Annotated in this window: 6 protein-coding genes; 3 read left to right on the forward strand and 3 right to left on the reverse strand. The window is 54.0% G+C overall.

What is annotated here, in order from left to right:
- Nucleotides 1–292 (reverse strand): hypothetical protein (locus E4U03_RS12245; RefSeq protein ID WP_135014000.1); only part of this gene is annotated, 292 nt, incomplete at its 3' end.
- 517 nt (nt 293–809) lie between these two features.
- Between E4U03_RS12245 and E4U03_RS12250 the strand changes: the two genes are divergently transcribed.
- The 3 genes from E4U03_RS12250 to E4U03_RS12255 all read left to right on the forward strand — a co-directional run bounded on the left by E4U03_RS12250 (nt 810) and on the right by E4U03_RS12255 (nt 2,653).
- Nucleotides 810–1,103, forward strand: a complete 294-nt coding sequence (locus E4U03_RS12250; protein ID WP_135014001.1) for a helix-turn-helix domain-containing protein — start codon at nt 810–812, stop codon at nt 1,101–1,103.
- 360 nt (nt 1,104–1,463) lie between these two features.
- Nucleotides 1,464–1,628: a hypothetical protein gene (locus E4U03_RS13020; RefSeq protein ID WP_167752434.1), complete on the forward strand. Its 165-nt coding sequence runs from the start codon at nt 1,464–1,466 to the stop codon at nt 1,626–1,628.
- Nucleotides 1,629–1,786: 158 nt separating this feature from the next.
- Nucleotides 1,787–2,653: a S1 family peptidase gene (locus E4U03_RS12255; protein WP_135014002.1), complete on the forward strand. Its 867-nt coding sequence runs from the start codon at nt 1,787–1,789 to the stop codon at nt 2,651–2,653.
- A gap of 99 nt (nt 2,654–2,752) precedes the next feature.
- Here E4U03_RS12255 and E4U03_RS12260 read toward each other — a convergent pair whose 3' ends face one another.
- Together E4U03_RS12260 and E4U03_RS12265 are read right to left on the reverse strand one after the other, a co-directional pair.
- Nucleotides 2,753–3,046, reverse strand: a complete 294-nt coding sequence (locus E4U03_RS12260) for a hypothetical protein (RefSeq protein ID WP_135014003.1) — start codon at nt 3,044–3,046, stop codon at nt 2,753–2,755.
- Nucleotides 3,046–4,011 (reverse strand): LysM peptidoglycan-binding domain-containing protein, encoded by a 966-nt coding sequence (locus tag E4U03_RS12265; RefSeq protein ID WP_209304177.1) that lies wholly within the window; start codon nt 4,009–4,011, stop codon nt 3,046–3,048. Before E4U03_RS12265 ends, E4U03_RS12260 begins: the two co-directional genes overlap by 1 nt.
- Nucleotides 4,012–4,178 lie beyond the last annotated feature (167 nt).

The raw sequence follows: 4,178 nt of genomic DNA on the forward strand, positions 1-4,178 counted from the left end.
CGTGGGAGCAGATGGGGCAGATGCTGCCAACGAGTTTGAGCCACTGGGTCTTAGCCCGGGCATTGGGGTTGAACCAGCCCCCTGATGGTGCAGGTTCCCCGCAGAGTGCTGGGCTATTCGGTGCTTTGGTGTGGGTGTAGTGCAGTTGCTGGTCTGGGTCTGCTACGTATTCTTCCTTGAGTTCTGCGATGATTTGCTCATAGAGTTGGTCTATGCTGATGTTCTCTCCAAGCCTGGCAACGATGCGGCGGGTGATCTCGCTGGTGCTGGTTTCGGTGGGGCGGGTTGTCATGGCTGGGTCTTTCTATCCGTTATGGGTTGGTTAGTGGTTAGGTTGGTGTGCCAGCCCGGTGGGCTGGAAGTGGTGCCCCTGGCGGGGGTTTGCGCTACGCGGGAACTTTTGAATTCCCATCCCCCAAAAGAGCCCGAGGTTCTGCCGCTGGGTTTCCTCTCCCAGATACGACGAGTAGACCCCCTGTGCTGAGCGTGTACTGTGGCTATGGGCGCCTTGTCGTATGAGTTCTGCCTGGGGAGCTACCCCAAGGGCTGAACGCCTTTGTGTGCCAATGCCGGTAATGGCTCTCTCTGTCATGTGCCCCAGTCCAACGGGGCTAACCGGCCGGTTGCTTGTTTTCGCTCCGCAGCTTGCAAGGCTGGGTGCCGGGTTTCAAGAACCGTAAAGGAAGAAGGACTACCCAAGTGGGTGATAAATAAACCACTTGTATTGAATATATCTATTTATGGGTGGTTTATAAACTGAGTTTAGGGTGTGTCGGTATATTCATCACCCAGATGGGTAAGATGTAGATATGCATATCCCCCGATTTACTCTTAAGGACAGAATTATTAAGGCTCGTACAGATGCTGGGCTTAAACAGCATGAGCTTGCCTCAATTGTGGGGGTATCGGCGAATTCAATGACACGCTACGAGAAAGAGCAGCGCACTCCTCCGCCTGAGATTGTTGAAGCTATCGCTGAAGCTACCGGGGTACCTCTGGAATGGTTCTATCAAGAAGATAATTCTGAGCCCGCATCGCACCCAGCTTTGCCTGAACGCATCATCCTCATCCGAGACGGCAACGGATACAAAGCTGAACTCTAAAGCCTCATAAAACTCAGCGCATGACATACAGCGTCATGATTTAAACATCCAAAAAAGTCTTTATCTAGAACGAATATGCTAGTTATGCTTAAATTGTCAGCTAAGAACTGACACGTAGACTCTTCAGATAAGAGATGCATGCAGGCGTGCAACGGCTGAAGAGCACACCACAAGAAACGAGGTAAACCCAATGAAGCGTCCACTGAAAACCATCATCCTAACCCCCTGATTGCCGGCCTTCTAGCAGCAGGATTCGCACCAGCACAGGCATACGCATCCCCAGAGGCATACACCAGCTCCGGAAAACAGGTAGCCTGCACCCGCGAATACTCTGCCACCTACGATAAGCTCGCCCGCGCAATGGGCAAAGACTCCTACCGCATCCACGAGCTCATGACCAAGGCCGTCAACAACAACACTCGCATCACCCTGGACTACAAGTTCCAGCAAGAATTCGCACAATACGGCACCGCAGCTGGCAAGTTGGCCTACCAGTACTACACCGAATCATGCTGGACCATCTAAAGAAAACCCAGCATGTATAGGAAAAGGGTGCCCTGTCTACCGTGTAGAAGCTGTAAACAGGGCGCCCTTCATATTTAGATATTCAGAAGACAGAAACTATCTCTCCAAAGATAACCATACCCATCTGAGTGCCTTAGACTCAACCTCAAGGATTCCTCATGAATACAAAACTCAGCCTTATCACCCGACTAGTAGCCACAACTACCGCTCTTATAGCAGCCCTTTCCACAGCTGCAACCGCACCAGCTCAAGCACAAAACCCATACCAAACCTTTGACTCTACCGTAGGCATCTATAACTGCTCTGCCTCCCTCATCCAACTCCCAGGAGCAAAAGACAGCGACCGTGCCTTAGTAATGACCAATGGCCATTGCATCAAACCCGTTTTTGACCGTTTCATGGAACGCGGCGAGGTCATCACTGATTACTCACTGCAACGCAACGGCGCTTCCTACTTCAAAGAAGTTTCCTTCTATGGAGGAACGCAACCTCGCGAACTCACCAAAGCCCAACTGACCGACATTGTGTACGCCACGATGGACAACACTGACTTAGCCATCCTACGTACGAACAAAACTTACTCCCAGCTTAAAGCCAGCGGTGTGAAAGTTCGCCCTTTCTCCGCCCAACGCCCCTCCGCACGAACTCCTATTCAGATCCCAAGTACTTACTGGATGAAAACTTACTCCTGCAAAATAGATGGTTTTGCACATGAACTGCATGAGGGGTCATGGGTATGGAAAGATGCCATGCGTTACACAGCTTCCGGTTGCCAGGTACAGCCAGGTTCAAGTGGCTCACCAATCATCAACGCCAATAACGGCTCTATCATAGGAGTCAATAACACTTATGTTGAAGGCAGACAGGAATGTTCTATGGGCAATGCCTGCGAAGTAGATTCCTCAGGTAGGAAAAGAAGCTTCGTTAAACGAGGATACGGAACGCAAACACACTACGTTCCTAGTTGCTTCAATGGGTCATCGCTTGCAATGAACAAATACGGTTGCCAGCTCCCTAAAAAATAGGTTGAGCGATTCTCCCTCTTTACAGGCAAGTACTAAAGAATAAGTAAAACTGCCCCTCCATCGTACAAAAGCGGGGAGGGGCAGTTTCTTTCCAAGCCACTAGGTCAGCGGGGTCTTCAACAGAGCAAGTAGCCCCTGCGAGCCGCCTAGGAAGACCCAGACGGCGGTTGCAACGGTCAGCCAGACTGGGTGCGTGAAGCCCCCAGCACTGTAGCCAACCTGGATCGCGCCCAGCACCACAGAGCCCAGAGCATAGAGGGCGTAGACCCAGCGACGGGTATGGGCAGGTATTAGCTCGGACACCGCGCCACCAGTATCAGCCAACGGGGTCAGGGTGGGGGAGTCCGTATCCAGGAGCTCGCCCACATCATGAGTAAAGATAGGTCCAGTCACTAACGCTCACCTGCTCCCCAAATCATCATCACAGTACCCGGGGCAAGGCTCTTACCCGGGTTACGATCCTTGACCGCCTGCACGCTATAACCGTAATAGGCCGCAATCTTCTCCCAAGAATCACCCGCCTCAACGGTCCACACCAGGGGGCCGGGGATAAAGACGCGCTGACCGATGGCCAGTTTGTTAGCGTCCTTGATGCTGTTGTAGTCGGTCAGCTTCTTGATATCGGCTGCAGATGCGTTGCCGAAGTAGTAGCGGGCAATCTTAGCCAGAGTGTCCCCAGCCCGCACAGTCCAGTGCGGGGCATTGAGATTGTTACCCACGGCGGTCTGCTGGGCCGGGGCAGGGGTAGCATTCTGCGCGGCGGGAGCCACGTGGGTGGTGCCACCGTAAAGAATGTCGTTGATATTCTGGCGCAGGGTGTTCATATCGATGTACGCCGGGTCAATCTTGCCCTGGTCGGAGTATTCCTTATGGCCAATCTGGATGAAGTCCTTACCCTTCCCGTAGCCACGCTCTAGGGCGGCGCCCAGGTGGGGCATGACCCGGCGCTGAGCCTCAGTCCAGTCATCACGGATACCGGAGGATTCCATCTCGTTGCCGATGAAGTAGTGATTACCGGTATTCGCGTAGGCTCCACCGGCTGAGCCAGGCCCGGCGTGGTTTGCCACGCCGGCAGCCACCACGTAGATCGTGCCTGAGCGGCCAAAAGCGATATTACACAAGGGACCCGGCAGGTCAGGGCGGCCACTGATGAGCAGGTTCAGGGTCGGGCAGTCGGCATACGCGAAAGCTGATTCCGCGGTGGCAGTGTGGTGCCACATATGGCCCACAGCAGCGGTTAGGCCCTGCCCGGCGTATCCACGGGTCTTCCAGCCGGCGGTTTCGACTACGGTGAGCTTTGAGCCGTCCGGCGCGGTATAGGCCCGGAGTACGTCAGCTAGGTTGGTGAGCATTGGCATGCTGGTGCCTCCTTTCATTAGATGGGTGCGCCCCCAACCTGGGGGGGCTAGGGGCGCAGTGTTTTTGGGTAAAGAAAAAGCCACCTACGAGGTAGGCGGCTTCAAAAAATCCGGCATCAGCTGAATCAGCTCATCCGGGATAGGCGGAGCAGGCGGCGGCTGCTCCG

The organism is Rothia nasimurium (assembly GCF_004569295.1).
Taxonomy (GTDB): Bacteria; Actinomycetota; Actinomycetes; order Actinomycetales; family Micrococcaceae; genus Rothia; species Rothia nasimurium_B.